Raw genomic sequence first — 18,009 nt, forward strand, 5'->3', positions numbered from 1 at the left:
GTCCCGCCCGTCCTTTTTGGACGGGCGGGACGCCCATCCCACAATAAAAATTAAAATTGTAAGTTATTTAATTCGCGATCCTTATGATGCGAATTAAATAATTTACACAAGTTTGTGGGAAGTAGGGGTTGGGCACTCTTAAGCTGCTGTGCATCTAATTTGACCGTCAATTTTTCTACAACTATTGTGGAACGGGCATCCTGCCCGTCTCTGTATTCAATTTAGAGGCGTAGCAGCTTAGCCCCCCTTTCTGGACGGGCGGGACGCCCATCCCACAAGAACCATCAAAATTCTAAGTTATTTAATTCTCATTCCTTAAGCTATGAGGCAGGGGTTTAAACCCCGGACTGCGAGAAAACGCATTAAGCTGACAGCATGAAAACAAGTTAGGCTGAAACTATTACCGCAAACTATCTTATAGCGCCCGATCGACCTGACAATATCTTAAATCTCAAGCCACAACGGCTGGCGTTTCTGGTATTCCCCCAATATTAAACTGCGGGCAATGTTTGGGTCGATCACCAAACGGTGTTGTGTGTTTTTTGTGCCACACAACACCGTATTTTATTTACAATTAAAGCAGTGCGATAGCCTGAAAACTAGCTGAATTTAAATTGCGCTGAATTGTTGATATTTAGACCAGAGGGTGCATCCTGAACGATCGCAATTAACTCAAGGGGCTGTGCAAATCCATTGTTCTTGAAAATTCCCATATCTGCATTGACAGCCCCTCCTTGCAGGGAATTGGGGACGGCTCTGAGCACGTAGCTATTGCTCGACCCACCCAGTTGAATGACATCCTCACCGATTCTGAAGTCTAAGATGCGGGCAAAATCGGTCAGACCATCAATGCCAATGTTACCATTGAAAAAGTCCGCAGCATTGTCTAACAAGCCGTTGCCATCATCATAACGGGTTTGCCCGAGCTCTCCGAGTACAAAAGTATCTGCTCCTGCACCGCCAATTAGCACATCAATTTCACCCTTGCCTCCTCCTCTTTCGGCACCTGTAATTCGATCGCTCCCGTTACCCCCGGAAAGAACGTCACTTCCTCCATTACCAAATAGCTCGTCGTTCCCGTTACTGCTTACGAGAATATCATTTCCGTTACCACCACTAGCATTGATGTTTGCTGATACATTAGTTGTATTCAGGCGATCGTTGCCTTCTCCCCCCGTGAATTGGATAAATTCGACACCGCTTGTCGCGCCTAGATTGCGGACACTTAACACATCATCGCCACCGCCACCGTTAATTGCATTGAAACTCTCTATGCCTGTGGTTGTTAAGGTTACGGGGACGAGATTGGTGCGCTGCAATACAATGTTCAAGCCCGATTGGGTGAGATCAATATTATCCCCTTGCGCGATCGAACCGTTGAATAATAAGTTATCGCGACCGCTGTCGCCTTGAATCAAATCGCTGCCGTCGCCATCCACCCATTCAAATGCGTCATCGCCGCTGCCACCGATCATCGTATCGTTGCCCTTGTCGCCAGCTAGGAAATCAAACCCATCGCCACCTTCTAGCAAATCCGTATCGTTACCACCTCGCAGGTTATCGTTTCCTAGTTCTCCCTTTAAAGTATCGAATCCGGCTCCACCAATTAGGCGATCGTTCCCTCCTCGACCGGAGATGTCGTCATTGCTAAAACTACCATCGATCAGATTGCCAAAACCGTTGCCAGTTAAGACATCTTGATTGTTACCGCCAATTAAGTTTTCAATACCGATGAAAGTCCCGCTACCTCCAAAAAAAGTTGCTTTGTTCGTCTCTAAGGAAGCATTTATGTTATTGCCAAATCCCAGATAGGTCGCTGTATCGTTTCCGTTTCCACCATCCAGAAGATCGTCCCCAAAAAAACCGCCAAACAGATTATCGTTTCCGTCTAATCCCCGCAGGGTATCGTTACCCGAAGTACCGTTCAGATTGTCGTTGCCGTTGGTTCCATTAATTAAAGCCATGTTCGTTGCTCCTAGATATTAAGTGAATTATTGAGGCAAATCAAAAGTGTTTGCTTTGGTTTGCTATGTCACAATCTTAGGAAATCAACTCGGTTCAACACATCTGAAAAACGTCTCGATCTGACATCAACGAAATGGATATTCTCGATCGCCCCCTCATCTGCCAAAAGTTGCGATCGCCCATCACTGCCGAGTCCGATGTTCGCGCGGCCTATCCCGATCGGCTATAACTTTAGTCATAGTTCCGAGGGGTGGCATCAGCGAAAGTTAGAAAATTGCCGAGTTTTATCGACATTCACTCTGACTTGCAGTATTTTTGGGGAATATTTGAGAGCCAGAACTACTGGAGGCCATGTCATGACGGCGATCGCATCCCTACTAAAAACCCAACCTCAACCATTTCGCTTTCTGCTGTACACCGAATGGATCATGTTAGGCAGTTGTGGAGTGATGGCCGCCATCGAAGCGTGGCAGCGTCAAAGTCTTCCCGTACAGCACATTCTGATCCTGATATCCCTGGGCTTGATGGGATGGATCTTGCCTGCTGGCAAAACTTCGTTTCGCTATCTCTATACGGCGAGCGAAATGGGTCTGATCTTCTACGGAACTACCTTGGGATATCTGCATATCCTACCGACCCTGTATTTAATCGTCTTAATTCGCAGTTGTTTTTTATTTGCATCCCCCGGTCGATGGATTGTGGCAGGTCTGTCGCTGGTAATGTATATGTTTCATCAAGTTCAGTATCTTCAAAGACTGATACCCCTAATGTTGCCTAATGTCGAGCAACAGCAAATTTGGATGCACCAGACGGCAGAATTGTTGATGTTTGGATTGGGGCTATTTTTCGTGTCGCAGTTGGTCAGTACCTTACTAGCAGAACGCAGAACCCAGGAACAACTATCGCAAGCCCACGCACAGCTACGGGAATATGCCCTGCAAATAGAAGATTTAGCAGCGGTTCAGGAACGCAATCGCATTGCCAGAGAGATTCACGATTCCCTGGGTCACGCCTTGACTTCGCTCAACATTCAACTGCAAACCGCCATGAAACTCTGGCAGCATGACCCCATAGAGGCACAACCGTTTTTGGAACAAGCCCAGCGACTCGGTAAGGTGGCGATGAAAGAAGTTCGACAATCGGTAAATGCGCTAAGGGCAGACGCAGAGGCAGAAGAACCTTTGGAACAGGGGATTGTCTCGCTGATGGAAGACTTTCGCCAGAGTACGGGCGTCACTGTTACCAGCAGCATTTGCGTGGAAGTTGTGTTACTACCTCAAGTTGTCAAAACGCTGTATCGCATCGTGCAAGAAGCGTTGACCAACATTTGCAAATACGCCCAAGCTACCGAGGTTCGCCTGCAATTGCAAACAACGTGCGATCGAGTGCTTTTGACTCTTGAAGATAACGGGCGGGGGTTCCAATTAGAAAGTGGTACTGGCGGGTTTGGATTGCGAGGGATGCAAGAGCGAATTGCTTCTCTCAACGGAGAGTTTCACCTGGAAACATCACCCGGAGCGGGGTGTAGAATCGATGTTAGCCTGCCGTTAAGTAGGTAGGCGAAAATAAATTACTTGATGTAACAAAGTGTAAAATTAACGTAACCTCTTTTGGCGTTTTTTCTTTGTCTGTGTAATTAAGAACTATCATGGGATAATACATTTTAGGAATATCCCATGATTCGTCTGTTGTTAGTTGACGATCAGCAGCTTATCTGCCAAGGGCTGAAGGCTATGTTAAGCCTAGAATCAGATTTAGAAGTGATTGGAATTGCCCACAACGGTAAAGCTGCCATAGAGCAAGTCGAAGCTCTCCAACCCGATGTTGTATTAATGGATTTAAAAATGCCCGTGATGGATGGTAGAGAAGCAACTCGCCTGATCTGTCAGTCATTTCCCAACACGAGTGTCTTGGTTTTAACTACTTTTGATGACGATGGATACATTGTTGATGCGATGCGAGCCGGAGCCAAGGGCTATTTGTTGAAAGATATGCCATCGGAAGAGTTAGCACAAGCAATTCGTTTGGTGCAATCGGGTTATACTCAACTGGCTCCTGGTTTAATGGATAAGCTAATAACAGGATTTTGTGCACCACCTACGACTCCAACACCTACTACTCAACTCTCGAAACTCCCTGCACTGGCACAATTAACCCCGCGCGAACAAGAGGTATTGCGGTTGATTGGTAAAGGTTTAGCCAACCGAGATATTGCCCAGCAGTTGTTTATTTCTGAGGGAACAGTGAAGACTCATGTCACTCATTTACTGAATCGGTTAAACTTGCGAAATCGATCGCAGTTGGCAATTTATGCCCATTCTGCGATCGAAACCTGAATCACTTTATGGTTTTTTTATTAACCGCAGAGATCGCAGATAGATGCTGCACAATCCGGCTCTGATTACCGCTGCATACTTTACCTAAGCTACAATTAAATTATCTTAGATGGAATTGCGATATTTTTGGTGAAACTATGCTAATAACAGAAGCCCCTTTCACGCTCCGTAAATGGACAGTTAAAGAGTATCATAAACTGGGAGAGATGGGAGTTTTTCACCCAGAGGAACGCATTGAATTAATTGAAGGAAATATCATCAAAATGAGTGCAAAAGGAACTGCTCACACCTCCGCTTTAGGGCGTACAGATAGATTGCTGCAAAGCCTTTTTGCAAATCTGGCGTGGGTACGAATGCAAGATCCGATCGCCCTTGATGACAATTCCGAACCAGAACCGGATATCGCTGTAGTCAGAATCGATGCCTTTGACTATGCGACTCACCATCCGACTCCATCAGAAGTATATTTAATTATTGAAGTAGCAGACAGCAGCTTAGCTTACGATCGCGAAATTAAAGCCAAAGCTTACGCGCGATCGGGAATTGCCGATTATTGGGTGCTCAATGTCAACGAAAGACAACTCCACGTTTTTCGAGAACCTGCGGAAGAGGGGTATCAAAGCGAGGTTATTCTGGGAGAAAGCGCGATCGTTTCTCCGTTGCACTTTCCTACTTTTAATATCGCAATTCAGGCAATGTTGCCACCAATTATGCCATAGGTTCGCGCTGCGAACTTAATAATTTTTATTAACCGCAGAGGGCGCAGAGGGCGCAGAGAGAGAAGATAGAGAGGCAAGCATTTAATCTGTTGGTAAAAACCGCCAACTATTTTGAATTCATCGGCAATTTTATTCGCCTAAAAAATCGATACCATAAATCTAATACCATTTTTCTAAAGATGTGCTATGGATGAAGTCTTAGCCCCCCCTTAATAAGGGGGGGTTGGGGGGGTAATATCTAGCGCTACTTTATGAAATTGGTATAATAATCGCAGTCGGTTTTAACCGACTTAAGCTTTGAGCCAGGGGTTTAAACCCCTGGCGGACTGGCGAACGGGCGACATATTTACTGACAACATTTTTAAGGCATGAAGTCGTTACTACAAACCTAATCGCTTTCTAGAATGCTTGCTAGCAAAGCTTGCTGAGCGTGCATCCGATTTTCTGCCTGATCCCAAACGCGCGATTGACTGCCTTCAATCACTGCATCGGTAATCTCTTCATCCCGGTGTGCGGGCAAACAGTGCAATACAATTGCATTCTTATCTGCTAACTTCAGCAATTGTTCATTTACCTGATAGGGTTCAAACAAAGGAATCCTGATTTTTGCTTCCTCTTCCTGTCCCATACTCGCCCAAACATCAGTATAAATCACTTGAGCATTCTTCACAGCAGCTTCTGCGTCCGCCGTCACAGTAACTTCTGTTTTTCCATTAGCAATATTCTTAGCTTTTTCCACTATCTCAGCATTCGGCTGGAAATCTTGAGGGCAAGCAATTCTTACATTCATTCCCGTCATGGCACAGCCCAACATCAGCGAATTAGCCATATTATTGCCATCGCCCAAATAAGTCAGGGTCAATCCTTCTAGCTTGCCAAAACACTCTTTTACTGTCATTAAATCCGCCAGCACTTGGCAGGGGTGTTCGTCATCTGTCAGCGCATTAATTACAGGAATTTTGGCATAGTTAGCAAAAGTTGCTAAATCCTTTTGCTCGAAAGTCCGAATCGCCAAAATGTCTAAATATCTGTCTAACACCCTGGCTGTATCTACCAAAGGTTCACCACGGCTGACTTGGGTAACGTTGGGATTAAGGTCAATCACTTGCCCTCCCAATTTATACATTGCTACCGTAAAACTTACCCGCGTTCGCGTTGAAGCTTTGGAAAATAACAAGCCGAGAACTTTATTGCGTTTCAGCTTGACCATTCCCGATTTTAAACTGGCTGCTAGATCCAGCAAATAATTTAATTCGTCAATGCTTAAATCTGCCAGACTTAATAAATCTCGCCCTTTTAAGGAATCCATGCTTTCCCCCACCCACAAATTTTTAACTGTGTCTTAAATCTTAGCCCGCAGAGGTGAATTTTGTTTCTGTAATCCCTAGTTGACATCTGCGGGTAAGGTTTATGCGGGCAATTGCTCGATCGCGCGATCGATCGAATCGCAACCTTGTTCAACCGTTTCTACCACAGCCAACACACCCCGCAATTCCCCAGCGCCGGGGAAACCCTTAGCATACCAGGTTAAGTGCTTGCGCGCTTGGCAAACACCGCTTTCACCTTTATATTCCCACAAAGCCCGCAAATGTTCCTTAGCACATTCGAGGCGTTCAATTGGTGTCGGAGCTATCTTTTCTTCACCAGTTTTCAAGAAATAATCAACTTCTCCCACCAAAAAAGGATAGCCCAAAGTTCCCCGCGAACACATCACTCCATCGGCGCCGGTTTCTTCCAGACATCGCATCGCTGCTTCCACTGAAAAAATATCCCCGTTAGCAATAACTGGAATCGATAAAACTTCTTTCACTCGGCGAATCCACTCCCATTTTGCCGGGCCGGTGTAACCTTGCGATCGAGTGCGGCCGTGCACGGTAATCATTTTTGCTCCCGCATCTTCCATCCGCTTCGCAAATTCCAAAATATTAATTTCTTTGTCCGTCCAACCGATCCTAGTTTTAACCGTGACAGGAACATCTACCGCTTCCACAACAGCCCGCACAATTGCCTCGGCCGTTTCCGGGTCTCGCAGCAGGGAAGAACCGCCGCCGTTTTTAGTAATTTTGTTAACCGGACAGCCCATATTAATATCAACAGTATCTGCTCCTTCGACCACTGCTTTCTGGGCCGCTTCTGCCAAGAAATCCGGCCGGCAGTCAAACAATTGAATGCTAATCGGGCGCTCGTTCGGGTCAACTTCCATAATTCTCGGCAGTTGCTTCACGTAGTGCAAACCCGTAGCGTTCACCATTTCCGTGTACATCATCGAATCCGGCGCGTAGCGACGTACCAGGCGGCGAAATACCAAATCGGTAACGCCGGATAAGGGCGATTGCAGGACGCGGCTTTTAACTTCAAAATCGCCGATTTTGAGTGGAGTTGCTAACCTTTCTTTTAATTCGGGAGATAGAGCAAGCATAGTCGATCGCACTTTAATTCTAATATCTGTATATTATACTACACTTCAGATAGTTGACCGTTGTTAACTATATTTTTAGCCGATTATGGAGTGACAGCTAAAAGTATATTTAACCTCACCGCAATGCCTATTTTACAGAGCCCGATAGCCCGAATTTGAATATTGTGAAACCAGGGCCCAAACGCCAACGCCGACCACAGTTAAATCTCTGTGCCGCTTCGATCTATCTATGGGGTGTGGCCATTAATGGGGGATCTACCTACGAAGACTGTTGCCCAAGTCATATTTTTATTGTTTAATTCTGCCGAATGCTCTGACTGCCTTCTGTTCCGGCTGCCTTCAGACGATTAATGCTTAAATTTATTAGGATTCTGCAAAAGCCGTACATCAGATCGTTTTAAACTACAATTGGTGGATTCCTGACGACGCCGATCGAACATTAAAAAAATTGTAGAGAATTCCTATGGACGCCGCAGCACTCTGGCAACGCTATCAAGACTGGCTTTACTATCACGAGGGATTGGGACTTTACCTCGATATCAGCCGCATGGGATTCGACGACGCTTTCGCAGCAGCACTGAAGCCCAAATTTGACAAAGCTTTCAAAGACATGGCAGCTTTAGAAGCAGGTGCGATCGCCAATCCCGACGAAAACCGCATGGTGGGCCACTACTGGCTGCGAAACCCCGATTTAGCTCCCACTCCAGAATTAAAACAAGAAATAGTCGAAGGGATAGCACAAGTCGAAACATTTGTCAAAAAAGTTCAAAACCGCGATATTAAACCGCCCTTTGCTCCGCAATTTACCGACATAATTTCGATCGGCATCGGCGGTTCGGCCCTCGGCCCCCAATTTGTCGCCGAAGCTTTATCCCCAGACATTCCCCCCCTAGCAATACATTTTATCGACAACACAGATCCCGCCGGGATCGATCGAGTCCTCAACAAAATTAAAGACAAACTCGCCAGCACCCTAGTAATTACAATCTCCAAATCCGGCGGCACCCCCGAACCCCGCAACGGCATGATCGAAGTTCAAAAAGCCTTCGCCGCCCAAAAACTGGATTTTGCCAAACAAGCAATTGCCATCACTGGAACAGACAGCAAACTAGACAAATTAGCCAAATCCGAAGGCTGGATTGCCAGCTTCCCGATGGCCGACTGGGTGGGAGGACGCACTTCGGAACTCTCAGCAGTAGGACTTTTGCCAGCAGCTTTGCAAGGCATCGACATTCAGGCGATGCTCGACGGCGCTAAAGTCATGGACGAAGCTACCAGAACCACCGAAATCAAACATAATCCCGCCGCCTTGTTAGCAATGTCCTGGTATTTTGCTTGCAACGGACGTGGCGAAAAAGATATGGTAGTTTTGCCGTATAAAGATTCACTGCTATTGTTCAGCCGCTACTTGCAGCAATTAGTCATGGAATCGATCGGCAAACAGGAAGATTTAGACGGCAACACAGTTCATCAAGGAATCGCAGTTTACGGCAACAAAGGCACCACCGACCAACACGCCTACGTCCAGCAACTGCGAGACGGCGTGCCGAATTTCTTCCTAACATTTATCGAAGTTTTGCAAGACAGGCAAGGCATTTCCCCAGAAGTAGAAACCGGCGTCACTTCAGGAGATTATTTGTCGGGTTTGTTGCAGGGAACTCGACAAGCTTTGTACGAAAATCACCGAGATTCCATTACTGTCACAATTCCCCAAGTCAACCCTCGGACAGTAGGAGCATTAATCGCCCTCTACGAAAGAGCCGTAGGTTTTTACGGTTCCTTGGTGAATGTCAATGCCTATCACCAACCGGGCGTCGAAGCAGGCAAAAAAGCAGCCGCTGCTGTATTGGACTTGCAGCAACGGGTACTGCAAGTGCTCAAAGACGCCCAAAAACCTCTGTCTTTAGCAGAACTAGCCAAAAAAGCAGGAAGATCAGAGCAAATCGAGACAATTTACAAAACTCTGCGGCATTTGGCAGCCAACGGGCGCGGCGTAGCTTTGGAGGGCAAATTAGGACAACCGGCTACTTTAACTGCAAGTTATCAAGAGAATTAAACAGTAGAATTAAACATTAAAAGTGAAATTAGTCACTTTTAATGTTTAATTTTTAATTCCCCCATGCCATTAACTATTCTGGTTGCTGACGACGATTTCGCGACTCGCTTATCAATTACCGATTATCTAGAAATTACCGGATACTCTGTAATCGCTGCTGAGAACGGCAAAGAAGCTTTAGGCTTGGTAGATGAATTTCAGCCTCACTTGATTGTTACCGACATTACAATGCCCCAGATGGATGGCTACGAATTTGTCCGGCGAGTTCGGACTCGTCCCGCTTTCCGCTTGCTGCCGGTGATTTTTTTGACGGAACGCACGACCACGCAGGAACGGATTCGCGGCTATCAGATGGGGTGCGACAATTATCTGGCTAAGCCTTTTGAACTCCCAGAGTTAGGGGCGGTTATTCGCTCTTTGCTCGATCGCTACGCTCTAATCGCTCAGGCCCCCTCTCGTTCCCAGGAACCCGAACCAACGCCAACAGAGGCACGCAGCAGAGCCAATGACAAGCCAGAAGCAGATTTTTTAACTCAAAAGTCAAACACAGGCGATTCCCTACGGGATAGCTCCGCTTCACGGGCATCTCCAAGCCACAATGCCCCGAGTTTGACGCAGCGAGAGCGAGAAGTGCTAGATTTGCTGACAGAAGGTCTTTCTAATATTCAAATAGGCTCCCGACTCAACCTCAGCCCTCGAACTATCGAAAAGCACGTCAGCAGCTTGTTCAGAAAAACTGACAGCAACAACCGAGCAGAACTCGTTCGCTTTGCGATGGAACACCATTTAGTCAGATAACCGCCAACGCTCTGGGCAAGAAAATTACCTCCACTTACCCCGCTGAATAAATAACATCATGGTCAACAATTACTTAAAAAATCAGAAAATTCTATATGCTGTCGCACTAGCAGCTTCCATAATTTTCTGTATTGCCATGACATCAATGGGAATTACCAAGTATTACAGCGTTTTACAGGGTGGAGAAAACTATAACGATTTCCCTACCAGCGGTTTCAGTCTCATCCGACTTCTGATTAATGGTTCCTACTTGATAGCAACAGTTACATATATTATTTGGCTAATAAAAAAAAACAGACAAGTTCCAGCTTTCTAGACATTTGCAAGTATGCAATCCCCTTTCTCGCACTTGCCCTCATAGCTTATCCCCAAAGCAGTGATATTTATATTTACTTGCATTACGGAGCGATGAGCTTACATAAAATTAATCCTTATCTGAATAATGCCGATACCTTAATTTCTAACGTATCTCCCTTCCTCCACTGGGGGCAAACTTCTACCTACGGCCCAGTTTCTTTATTCTTTTTTGCCCTATCAGCACTTGGTGGCTCAATTAGCCCTTTAGTAGCAGTTTATATTTTTAAAATAATCTGCGTGTTGGTACACACGCTCAATGGCTACTTAATTTGGCGGTTGCTAACAAATTCTGAAAACCGTAACCTCATAACACTGGCCTATTTAGTCAATCCCATGCTCTTGAACGAGCAAATAGCTAATGCTCACCTTGACGTTCTTCTTGCCAATACATTGATCGTTTTGATAGGCTGTATTTATTACCAACGTTATGTTTTAGGAATTTTAGCAATTTGGGTAGGTTTTTTAGTAAAAACCTTACCTATAATTTGGTTGCCCTTAGTTTTTGCTTTCCTCTGCAAGCAGCGTCGGTGGAAAGATTTAGCAGCATCAGTATTGCTTTCTTTATTAATTATCGCGGTGCTCACTTATACATTTATGCCAACAGTTTCAGCTTGGAGAAGTCTTTTAAATCCAGGAACCGCCGGGGCAACCGCTCGATCTTTTCACCATGCGATCAATTTATTTCTGAATTTTTTGCCCAATGTAAGTGTTGAAACTAGGGAAAGTATTCTATCATTCCTCAAATATTTTGCCTATTTAAGCTGGATTGTTTACTATGCAGTCACGTTAATTAAATCATTATTCCGCAAAAAAGATTCGGAAATTAATTTGGTATCAGATATTGGATGGACGACTCTGACTTTGTTTTTGTTTGCTACACCTTGGCTAATGCCTTGGTATCCATCTATTTTGCTGCCAATTGCTGCTTTGAGTATCAATTCTCCCCATTTTGTATTGACCAGTTTAACTTTTTCTTTGTCACCCAGTATCATTTTGGGAGGGGGAGCGGGAACAAGTGTGATATCCCTAGTTACGAGTTTTGTTAGCGTTGTCCCCCCTACAGCATTGCTAATTTTCGGGCGGAAAAAGGCACTTTTTTAATTTAAATTGATTGCTGACCGCCAACTGTTAATTTTTTCAGACTGACAACGTACTCCAACAAACCCTCGGAAGCATCGTGGAGCAAATCAATTACTCGATCAAATCCCTCCGGGCCACCGTAGTAAGGATCTGGCACTTCTTTAAGGTCGTATTTCTGGCAAAAATCGCACATCAGCCGCACTTTATCTTTATACTTTCCCGCCACATCCAGGGCAAGAATATTGCGATAATTGTCCCGATCCATCGCCAGAATCAAATCAAAATTTTCAAAATCGTTTTTGGAAAATTGGCGGGCTTCGCCTAGCAATTCAATGTCTCGCTTCCTCGCCGCCAATGCCATCCGCCTGTCAGGGGGGCTGCCAACGTGATAGCTAGCAGTTCCAGCCGAATCGCAGGTGATGCGATCGCTCAAACCAGCTTGTTCAATTAAGTGATTCATAATATTTTCTGCTGAGGGCGATCGGCAGATATTTCCGAGGCAGACAAACAATAATTTAGTCATTAGTTAGTAGTTATTAGTTATTAGTTATTAGTTATTAGTCAGTCAACAGTCAACAGTGCTAATTTGTAGGGTGCGTCGCTTTCAGAGTCAATCTGCAAGTTCCATCGAACATGGAGCAGCGACGCACCTTACTATAGCGGTTTTCCAGAAAGTTTAATCAGTCAACAGTCAACACTCAACAGTCAACAATTGACCGATGACTAATGACTAACCGAAACCGGGGAGATTTAGTCCACCGGTGAGTTCTTCCATTTTCTCCCGCATCGTCATCGTAGACTTAGCGTAAGCATCCTGCATCGCCACCGTGACGAGTTCAGAAACCACATCAGCACCTTCACCGAGGGCATCCGGTGAGATTTCCACGCGGCGGGGTTCTTGGTTGCCGCTGAGAAAAACCTTGACCAAGCCACCGCCGGCAGTTCCCTCAATTTCCATGACATCCAACTCTTCTTGGAGCTTTTTAGCTCCTTCTTGAACCTGCTGAGCTTTTTTGAAAGCTTCAGTCAGTTCTTTCATTTTGCCCAGGCCGAAGCCAAATCCTTGTCCTGATTTTGTCATCAAAATTCCTCGGGTCTGAAACCCCGTCCTTACAGGACGGCTTTACATTTAATTTGAATCCCCTTGCGGGCTAGGGGGGTATGGTTGCCCCCCCGTGAGGATATGGTTGTCCTCAATCTCCCATTTCTGGGGTAAAGTTAGCACGCGCCTTTGTTTAGTGAGCTTGCGCCGGCTAGCAGCACTGTTCCAGTGACCTTAGAACTGTTTAACTACTAGCGACAGAGCAGGGAACTAGCTTCGCATTCGCCCGGTGTCGTGACTCAAAAAACGTAGTCAGTTAAGACGATAGCGGGTCAAGATGGCTTGTTAGATTTCTCTTTCAAGCCTCATGCCGTCAGGGCTGAGGTTCTTGACAACTACTTTTTGATGGTGTGTGGGCTGGCAGTCTGCCGTTTCCGTATTACTTCAATGATGCCTTAGAAGGGAAACTCTCCCAGTATTCTAACTTCTGGCTCCAACAACAGCGACCACCGCTGCTCGACTTGCTGTTGAACGTGGCGGATCACTTGAAAAATATCATTGGCCGTTGCCGACCCGCAGTTAAGAATAAAATTAGCATGGCGCTGAGCTACTTGTGCACCGCCGATCTGATATCCCTTCAGTCCCGCTTGTTCGATGAACCAACCTGCCGTCTTGGGGCCGGGGTTGCGGAAGACTGAGCCACAGCTCGGTAAGTGGTAAGGTTGAGTTGTCCGCCGCTGGCTGAAATGGTCATTAGTTTCTGCCATTACTTGCGATCGGTCGAATCCCGGCTGTAACTGAAAAGTCGCTTCTGTTACTAGCCGATCGCCCCCTTGGAGCACCGAAGTCCGGTAGCGGTACTCCAACTCTTGGGGAGTCAGAATTTCCACCTTGCCACCTGGGGATAGGACGCGAGCGTTCACCAGAATATCAGCAGTACAGCCTCTGTGAGCGCCTGCATTCATCACCACAGCCCCTCCCACTGTACCAGGTATGCCGACGGCCCATTCTAGGCCTTTCCAGCCCCGCTTAGCCGCCAACCAAGCCAGGCGCGGAATTGACTCCCCCGCCCCCGCTGTAACTTGACCTGTTTCTGGGTTAAAATTCACCTGTTTGAGGTAGCGAGTGCCGACGACCAAACCGGACAAACCCCGATCGCTCACCAACAAATTAGAACCCGCACCCAGCAGAGTCACCGGCACCCCTTCATCGTGTGCCCAGGCAAAACTCGCTTGCAAAGCCTCCATACTGCGGGGAGCAACGTACCACTCGGCCGGGCCACCGACTCGGAAGGAAGTCAGGCCCGCCAGCGAAACTTGGGAGTTAATCTTGCAATCAGTTCCCCGCAAAGAAATAGGAGAATACACTCGCCGATTGTCCTTAACAGAGGAGTCATTCGAGATAGTCACCATCTTGAAAATCCTTAAAAATACCTTCGCTCGAAGACGTGGTTGAAAATTCATTTAGCTAACTTATGTCGCCCCTTTGAGCGAGCCGTCCGACAGAAGTTTCGGCACAAAGTGCCATGCCATAATGTCGATCAACTCTACTCAGTTCGCGAGCTAATCGGGGCGATCGGCTTGTTGATAAAAAGCCATAACCTCTGGAATAATCTGATTCAGATTACCAGCGCCCAAAAACAGAGCCAAATCCCCCGGTTGCAGATTTTTGGTTAAAAACTTAGTGACTGACTCCAGGGAAGGCGCAAACTCAACCTCTCGGCCTTCTTTAGCAATCAAATCAGCAACTTGCTGCCCACTAATCTCTCCTAAATTAGGTTCCCCAGCACTATAAATATCGCAAGCCACAACCAAATCAGCATCCCCAAAAGATTGAGCAAATTCTGGCAAAAATGTCAGAGTCCGGCTGTAACGGTGGGGTTGAAAAATTGCAACCACTCTTCGGGATTTGGGATTTTTTTCGCTACCTTCGATACGCAAGCGAGCCGCCGCCAAGGTGACACGAATTTCGCTAGGATGGTGAGCGTAGTCGTCCACAAACAGGATGTCATTGTGAAAACCCCGCACCTCAAAACGGCGGCGAGCTCCTTCAAAGCCAGCAATCGCTTGGGCAATCGCCGAAAACTCTAACCCCAACAATCGACCCACTGCTACTGCAGCTAGTGCATTGCTGAGATTGTGTGTGCCCAGCAACTTCAACTCCATTTCCCCCAGGAAAGCTCCTCGCTCCCAAATCCGAGCCTTGGTGCTTTCTGCCCCGTACTCCACGCCCGAAGCCGTGTAGTCAGCACCGCTGTCCGGCTGCAAGCTATAACTGACATGAGGGTGAAGGCAGTCTTTGACGATTTGGTCGTCAATGCAGCCCACCAAGGTTTGACAGTTTTGGGCAAACACCTTAAATGTGTCTATTACCTGGTCAAGGGTATCGTAATGGTCTGGATGATCCAGTTCCACGTTCGTTACTATGCCAATTTTGGCTACCAGCTTAACGAGAGAACCGTCGGATTCATCAGCCTCGGCCACTAAGTAGGGGCCTTCCCCCAAACGGGCATTGCCTTCCCAAGCATTTACCTCGCCTCCTACTACGATGGTCGGGTCTAGACCCGCAGCCATCAGCATGAAGCCGATTAAGCTGCTAGTAGTAGTTTTGCCATGAGTGCCGGCTACGGCTATGCTTTGGTAATCTTGAATTAACGCTGCCAACACATCCGATCGATGAAAAATCGGACAGCCCAAATCTAAAGCAGCTCGATATTCGGCATTGGCTGGGTGAATAGCCGTCGAACATACTACTTGAGGCAATCCCAGAATTGCTTGGGCGCTTGAACCGTTGCCGTTCAATTGCAGAGCTTTGGCTGTCGCGACAGAAGTCCCTACCGTACCCGCCACTATCGAGGATACTGCCCTTTCCTGTTGCCCGCAGTCGGGAATGCTACCGTTAAGGGCCGTTTGAAATAGTTCAAAATTGCTGGCGTCTTGACTCCAAAAAATATGAGCTCCCATTCCTTGCAAGCGCTCGGTTATGTGACTCGATTTAATGTCGGAGCCGTACACAGGCAACTTGCGTTTAGCTAGAATGTAGGCAAGGGCTGACATCCCAATCCCACCAATGCCGATGAAATGAAATGGTCTACCGCTAAAATCAACAGAACTCGGCATCTTTGCTCCTCACACACCACACCACGCCAATAACACGCGATATCATATCAAGAATTGTTTTTTCAGGATACAGTTCGCTAGAGATTTTGTACAAAATTCTCTGCGCGTCCCTAGATTTGAGGGACTTGTAGAGATGTTTGTCTTGTATCCTATATGACTTAGTACCGAGTAGTTTTCCGGAACAGTCACAGCTCGAAAATTGCAGGTAAGAGAAAACGCGGTCTGGGGTCTGTGCCAATAGACTAATTTTGGGTGGTTGCATACTCCTGCATTCTTTCTATTTCTATCCGCCTGCTGTGCTGGGATACGGCAGCAAAAGCCCCACAACCTTTCTACCAAGATTGAGGGTGAAACCCATAAGGATTTACAAACACTACCACGAACAACAAAATTTCGCTCATTTTGTAGTCATTTATCTACTCCTACGGTCATTTTTTCTTGAAAGTGAGAGATTGACACGATCGCAGCTATAGTATATATTCTTAATTTATTGTATGTATACAAGTTATGCAGTTAGTCGAAATAGTCGCAAAGCCATAGATCAAACCAAATCATTGGTTTTGATCGAGAAGCCGATCGACGCTCTTGGCCGCCCTTAAAATTTTTACCAAAAAATGGGGTCTAAAGCCCCGTCCTTTTAGGACGGCTTTGTGCTACCATTTTAACCTAACGATTTCCCACGTAAAATGTTTGTCCTAGAGTTCAAGGCTAAAGGAAAACCAAATCAATACGTAGCAATAGACGAGGCAATCAGAACTGCTCAGTTCGTTCGGAATAAGTGCATCCGTTTTTGGATCGACAACCGAGGCGTGGGGCAGAAAGAATTTTATCGTCACAGCACATTATTGAGAGAAGAGTTTTCTTTTGTCAAAGCCTTGAACTCTAGCGCTTGCCAAGCTTCAGTGGAAAGAGCTTATTCTGCGATTGCTCGATTCTACGACAACTGCAAAAAAGCTGTTCCCGGAAAGAAGGGCTATCCGCAGTTCAAGAAAAACTGTCGTTCTGTCGAATATAAGATTAGCGGTTGGAAACTTAATGAAACTCGGAAACAAATCACTTTCACCGACAAGAAAGGCATTGGTAAGCTCAAACTCAAAGGGACGTGGGATCTAAACTTCTACCAGCTCGATCAAATAAAACGAGTGCGATTAATACGTCGCGCTGATGGCTACTACGTTCAGTTCTTAATCAGTGCTGACAACAAAGTAGATACAGTACCGACAGGTAAGACGATTGGTTTAGATGTAGGTCAAGAAGTGCGATTCGTTGGCTAGAAACCAATCTTAATAAAAAGATTAGGGGGATTAGCCGCAGGGTGATGAACCTTGATAACTGAATGACCATGTAGGTGAAAAACCTACCCCGCAGGTGCAGCGGTGAAAGCACTTCCCCTACGGTAGCGACTAGCCATCAATCCGTAAAGCGGGGATGAAAGGTGGTATTACTGACAGCCTAATTTGGTACCCATCGAGCAAAGTATCCATGAGTAAAGCAATTGCTTGAAGATGTGTTAAATCGTCGTTACTACGAACCAGCGAAATAAGGCTCAATGCGCTGGAGCCAAAAGGCACAGGATAAGGAGTTGGCAAGTTTTTAGTTGACCAATAAGCACCTCCTATAAACCCGGCGAACAGCATCACTCTAAAGATACACAGTATGGTCATTCGGAACGAAATAACCTCTCGTATGCTCTCAGATGGTCGAACCTCTGTAGTAGGTGCTAACCGTATGCAACGAGTAGGAAAGATTGGGTCAGAAGCTTAAAGTCTGGGGTAATGCCCAGGATATGCAGACGGACTCACGGTGATTTGGAAGGGAAAGTCTCAAGTAGTGAGTAAAAATGTCTAAAACGAGTTTAAAGACTACGGTAGAATGGAACCAAGTGAACTGGCGAAAGCTAGAACGTAAGGTTTATAAGCTCCAAAAGAGAATTTTTCAAGCCTCTCAACGTGGTGATGTAAAAGCATTACGCAGACTCCAAAAGACGCTGATGAAGTCTTGGTCAGCAAAGGTATTAGCGGTTCGTAGAGTAACCCAGGAGAACAAAGGGAGTGCGGCTCGTTGACGCGCCTTGCGAGAAATCCGAAAGCGTCACACCTGCTGAAAGCAGGTCAATAG

Annotated in this window: 15 protein-coding genes and 2 pseudogenes; 9 read left to right on the forward strand and 8 right to left on the reverse strand. The window is 46.3% G+C overall.

Features of this window, described 5'->3' with window-relative positions; translation table 11 throughout:
• Positions 1-599: 599 nt before the first annotated feature.
• A complete protein-coding gene (locus QUB24_RS30900) occupies positions 600-1,964 on the reverse strand; it encodes a calcium-binding protein (RefSeq protein WP_333157384.1) in 1,365 nt (454 codons plus the stop codon).
• A 198-nt stretch (positions 1,965-2,162) separates the two neighbouring features.
• Between QUB24_RS30900 and QUB24_RS30905 the strand changes: the two genes are divergently transcribed.
• From QUB24_RS30905 to QUB24_RS30915, 3 genes are all read left to right on the forward strand, one after another.
• A complete protein-coding gene (locus QUB24_RS30905) occupies positions 2,163-3,524 on the forward strand; it encodes a sensor histidine kinase (RefSeq protein ID WP_333157385.1) in 1,362 nt (453 codons plus the stop codon).
• A 117-nt stretch (positions 3,525-3,641) separates the two neighbouring features.
• Entirely contained in the window at positions 3,642-4,301 is a 660-nt protein-coding gene (locus QUB24_RS30910) for a response regulator transcription factor (RefSeq protein ID WP_333157386.1), read from the forward strand.
• Between the two features lie 137 nt (positions 4,302-4,438).
• Entirely contained in the window at positions 4,439-5,020 is a 582-nt protein-coding gene (locus QUB24_RS30915) for a Uma2 family endonuclease (RefSeq protein ID WP_333157387.1), read from the forward strand.
• Positions 5,021-5,408: 388 nt separating this feature from the next.
• Here the strand turns inward: QUB24_RS30915 and argF are convergent, their stop codons facing one another.
• Together argF and dusB are read right to left on the reverse strand one after the other, a co-directional pair.
• Entirely contained in the window at positions 5,409-6,329 is a 921-nt protein-coding gene (gene argF / locus QUB24_RS30920; RefSeq protein WP_333144607.1) for an ornithine carbamoyltransferase, read from the reverse strand.
• A 99-nt stretch (positions 6,330-6,428) separates the two neighbouring features.
• Positions 6,429-7,439 carry a tRNA dihydrouridine synthase DusB gene (gene dusB / locus QUB24_RS30925; protein WP_333157388.1) on the reverse strand — a complete coding sequence of 337 codons (1,011 nt, stop codon included), beginning with the start codon at positions 7,437-7,439 and terminating at the stop codon, positions 6,429-6,431.
• Between the two features lie 463 nt (positions 7,440-7,902).
• On the opposite strand from dusB, the gene QUB24_RS30930 reads away from it, so the two are divergent.
• The 4 genes from QUB24_RS30930 (at position 7,903) to QUB24_RS30945 (ending at position 11,751) form a co-directional block, all read left to right on the forward strand.
• Positions 7,903-9,495, forward strand: coding sequence for a glucose-6-phosphate isomerase (locus QUB24_RS30930; protein WP_333157389.1), 1,593 nt, complete (start codon positions 7,903-7,905; stop codon positions 9,493-9,495).
• A gap of 63 nt (positions 9,496-9,558) precedes the next feature.
• The gene (locus QUB24_RS30935; RefSeq protein WP_333157390.1) at positions 9,559-10,293 is read left to right on the forward strand and encodes a response regulator transcription factor; all 735 of its coding nucleotides are present in this window, start codon (positions 9,559-9,561) and stop codon (positions 10,291-10,293) included.
• 58 nt (positions 10,294-10,351) lie between these two features.
• Positions 10,352-10,609 (forward strand): hypothetical protein, encoded by a 258-nt coding sequence (locus tag QUB24_RS30940; protein WP_333157391.1) that lies wholly within the window; start codon positions 10,352-10,354, stop codon positions 10,607-10,609.
• A 92-nt stretch (positions 10,610-10,701) separates the two neighbouring features.
• On the forward strand, positions 10,702-11,751 hold the full coding sequence (locus tag QUB24_RS30945) for a hypothetical protein (RefSeq protein WP_333157392.1): 1,050 nt from the start codon (positions 10,702-10,704) through the stop codon (positions 11,749-11,751).
• A gap of 1 nt (position 11,752) precedes the next feature.
• Here QUB24_RS30945 and QUB24_RS30950 read toward each other — a convergent pair whose 3' ends face one another.
• The 4 genes from QUB24_RS30950 to murC form a co-directional block, all read right to left on the reverse strand.
• Positions 11,753-12,253, reverse strand: coding sequence for a low molecular weight protein-tyrosine-phosphatase (locus QUB24_RS30950; RefSeq protein WP_333157393.1), 501 nt, complete (start codon positions 12,251-12,253; stop codon positions 11,753-11,755).
• Positions 12,254-12,460: 207 nt separating this feature from the next.
• On the reverse strand, positions 12,461-12,811 hold the full coding sequence (locus QUB24_RS30955) for a YbaB/EbfC family nucleoid-associated protein (RefSeq protein WP_006634273.1): 351 nt from the start codon (positions 12,809-12,811) through the stop codon (positions 12,461-12,463).
• A gap of 416 nt (positions 12,812-13,227) precedes the next feature.
• The gene (gene murB, locus QUB24_RS30960) at positions 13,228-14,184 is read right to left on the reverse strand and encodes a UDP-N-acetylmuramate dehydrogenase (protein WP_333057143.1); all 957 of its coding nucleotides are present in this window, start codon (positions 14,182-14,184) and stop codon (positions 13,228-13,230) included.
• A gap of 150 nt (positions 14,185-14,334) precedes the next feature.
• Positions 14,335-15,891, reverse strand: coding sequence for a UDP-N-acetylmuramate--L-alanine ligase (gene murC / locus QUB24_RS30965; RefSeq protein WP_333157394.1), 1,557 nt, complete (start codon positions 15,889-15,891; stop codon positions 14,335-14,337).
• Between the two features lie 686 nt (positions 15,892-16,577).
• Here murC and QUB24_RS30970 point away from each other — a divergent pair.
• Positions 16,578-17,141: pseudogene (locus QUB24_RS30970) on the forward strand (RNA-guided endonuclease InsQ/TnpB family protein); the annotation flags it as partial.
• 153 nt (positions 17,142-17,294) lie between these two features.
• Here QUB24_RS30970 and QUB24_RS30975 read toward each other — a convergent pair.
• Positions 17,295-17,555, reverse strand: a complete 261-nt coding sequence (locus tag QUB24_RS30975; RefSeq protein ID WP_333157395.1) for a hypothetical protein — start codon at positions 17,553-17,555, stop codon at positions 17,295-17,297.
• 176 nt (positions 17,556-17,731) lie between these two features.
• Between QUB24_RS30975 and QUB24_RS30980 the strand changes: the two are divergent.
• A pseudogene (locus tag QUB24_RS30980) lies at positions 17,732-17,941 on the forward strand (reverse transcriptase N-terminal domain-containing protein); the annotation flags it as partial.
• Positions 17,942-18,009 lie beyond the last annotated feature (68 nt).

Source organism: Microcoleus sp. B9-D4 (assembly GCF_036705105.1).
Classification (GTDB): domain Bacteria; phylum Cyanobacteriota; class Cyanobacteriia; order Cyanobacteriales; family Microcoleaceae; genus Microcoleus.

Excerpts from the sequence above, each read along its gene's own strand:
- QUB24_RS30940 (WP_333157391.1), top strand. The coding sequence starts at position 10,352 with ATGGTCAACAATTACTTAAAAAATCAGAAAATTCTATATGCTGTCGCA.
- QUB24_RS30955 (WP_006634273.1), bottom strand. The coding sequence starts at position 12,811 with ATGACAAAATCAGGACAAGGATTTGGCTTCGGCCTGGGCAAAATGAAA.
- murB (WP_333057143.1), bottom strand. The coding sequence starts at position 14,184 with ATGGTGACTATCTCGAATGACTCCTCTGTTAAGGACAATCGGCGAGTG.
- QUB24_RS30945 (WP_333157392.1), top strand. The coding sequence starts at position 10,702 with ATGAGCTTACATAAAATTAATCCTTATCTGAATAATGCCGATACCTTA.
- QUB24_RS30950 (WP_333157393.1), bottom strand. The coding sequence starts at position 12,253 with ATGACTAAATTATTGTTTGTCTGCCTCGGAAATATCTGCCGATCGCCC.
- QUB24_RS30910 (WP_333157386.1), top strand. The coding sequence starts at position 3,642 with ATGATTCGTCTGTTGTTAGTTGACGATCAGCAGCTTATCTGCCAAGGG.
- QUB24_RS30915 (WP_333157387.1), top strand. The coding sequence starts at position 4,439 with ATGCTAATAACAGAAGCCCCTTTCACGCTCCGTAAATGGACAGTTAAA.
- QUB24_RS30900 (WP_333157384.1), bottom strand. The coding sequence starts at position 1,964 with ATGGCTTTAATTAATGGAACCAACGGCAACGACAATCTGAACGGTACT.
- dusB (WP_333157388.1), bottom strand. The coding sequence starts at position 7,439 with ATGCTTGCTCTATCTCCCGAATTAAAAGAAAGGTTAGCAACTCCACTC.
- QUB24_RS30930 (WP_333157389.1), top strand. The coding sequence starts at position 7,903 with ATGGACGCCGCAGCACTCTGGCAACGCTATCAAGACTGGCTTTACTAT.
- QUB24_RS30975 (WP_333157395.1), bottom strand. The coding sequence starts at position 17,555 with ATGACCATACTGTGTATCTTTAGAGTGATGCTGTTCGCCGGGTTTATA.
- argF (WP_333144607.1), bottom strand. The coding sequence starts at position 6,329 with ATGGATTCCTTAAAAGGGCGAGATTTATTAAGTCTGGCAGATTTAAGC.
- QUB24_RS30905 (WP_333157385.1), top strand. The coding sequence starts at position 2,163 with ATGTTCGCGCGGCCTATCCCGATCGGCTATAACTTTAGTCATAGTTCC.
- murC (WP_333157394.1), bottom strand. The coding sequence starts at position 15,891 with ATGCCGAGTTCTGTTGATTTTAGCGGTAGACCATTTCATTTCATCGGC.
- QUB24_RS30935 (WP_333157390.1), top strand. The coding sequence starts at position 9,559 with ATGCCATTAACTATTCTGGTTGCTGACGACGATTTCGCGACTCGCTTA.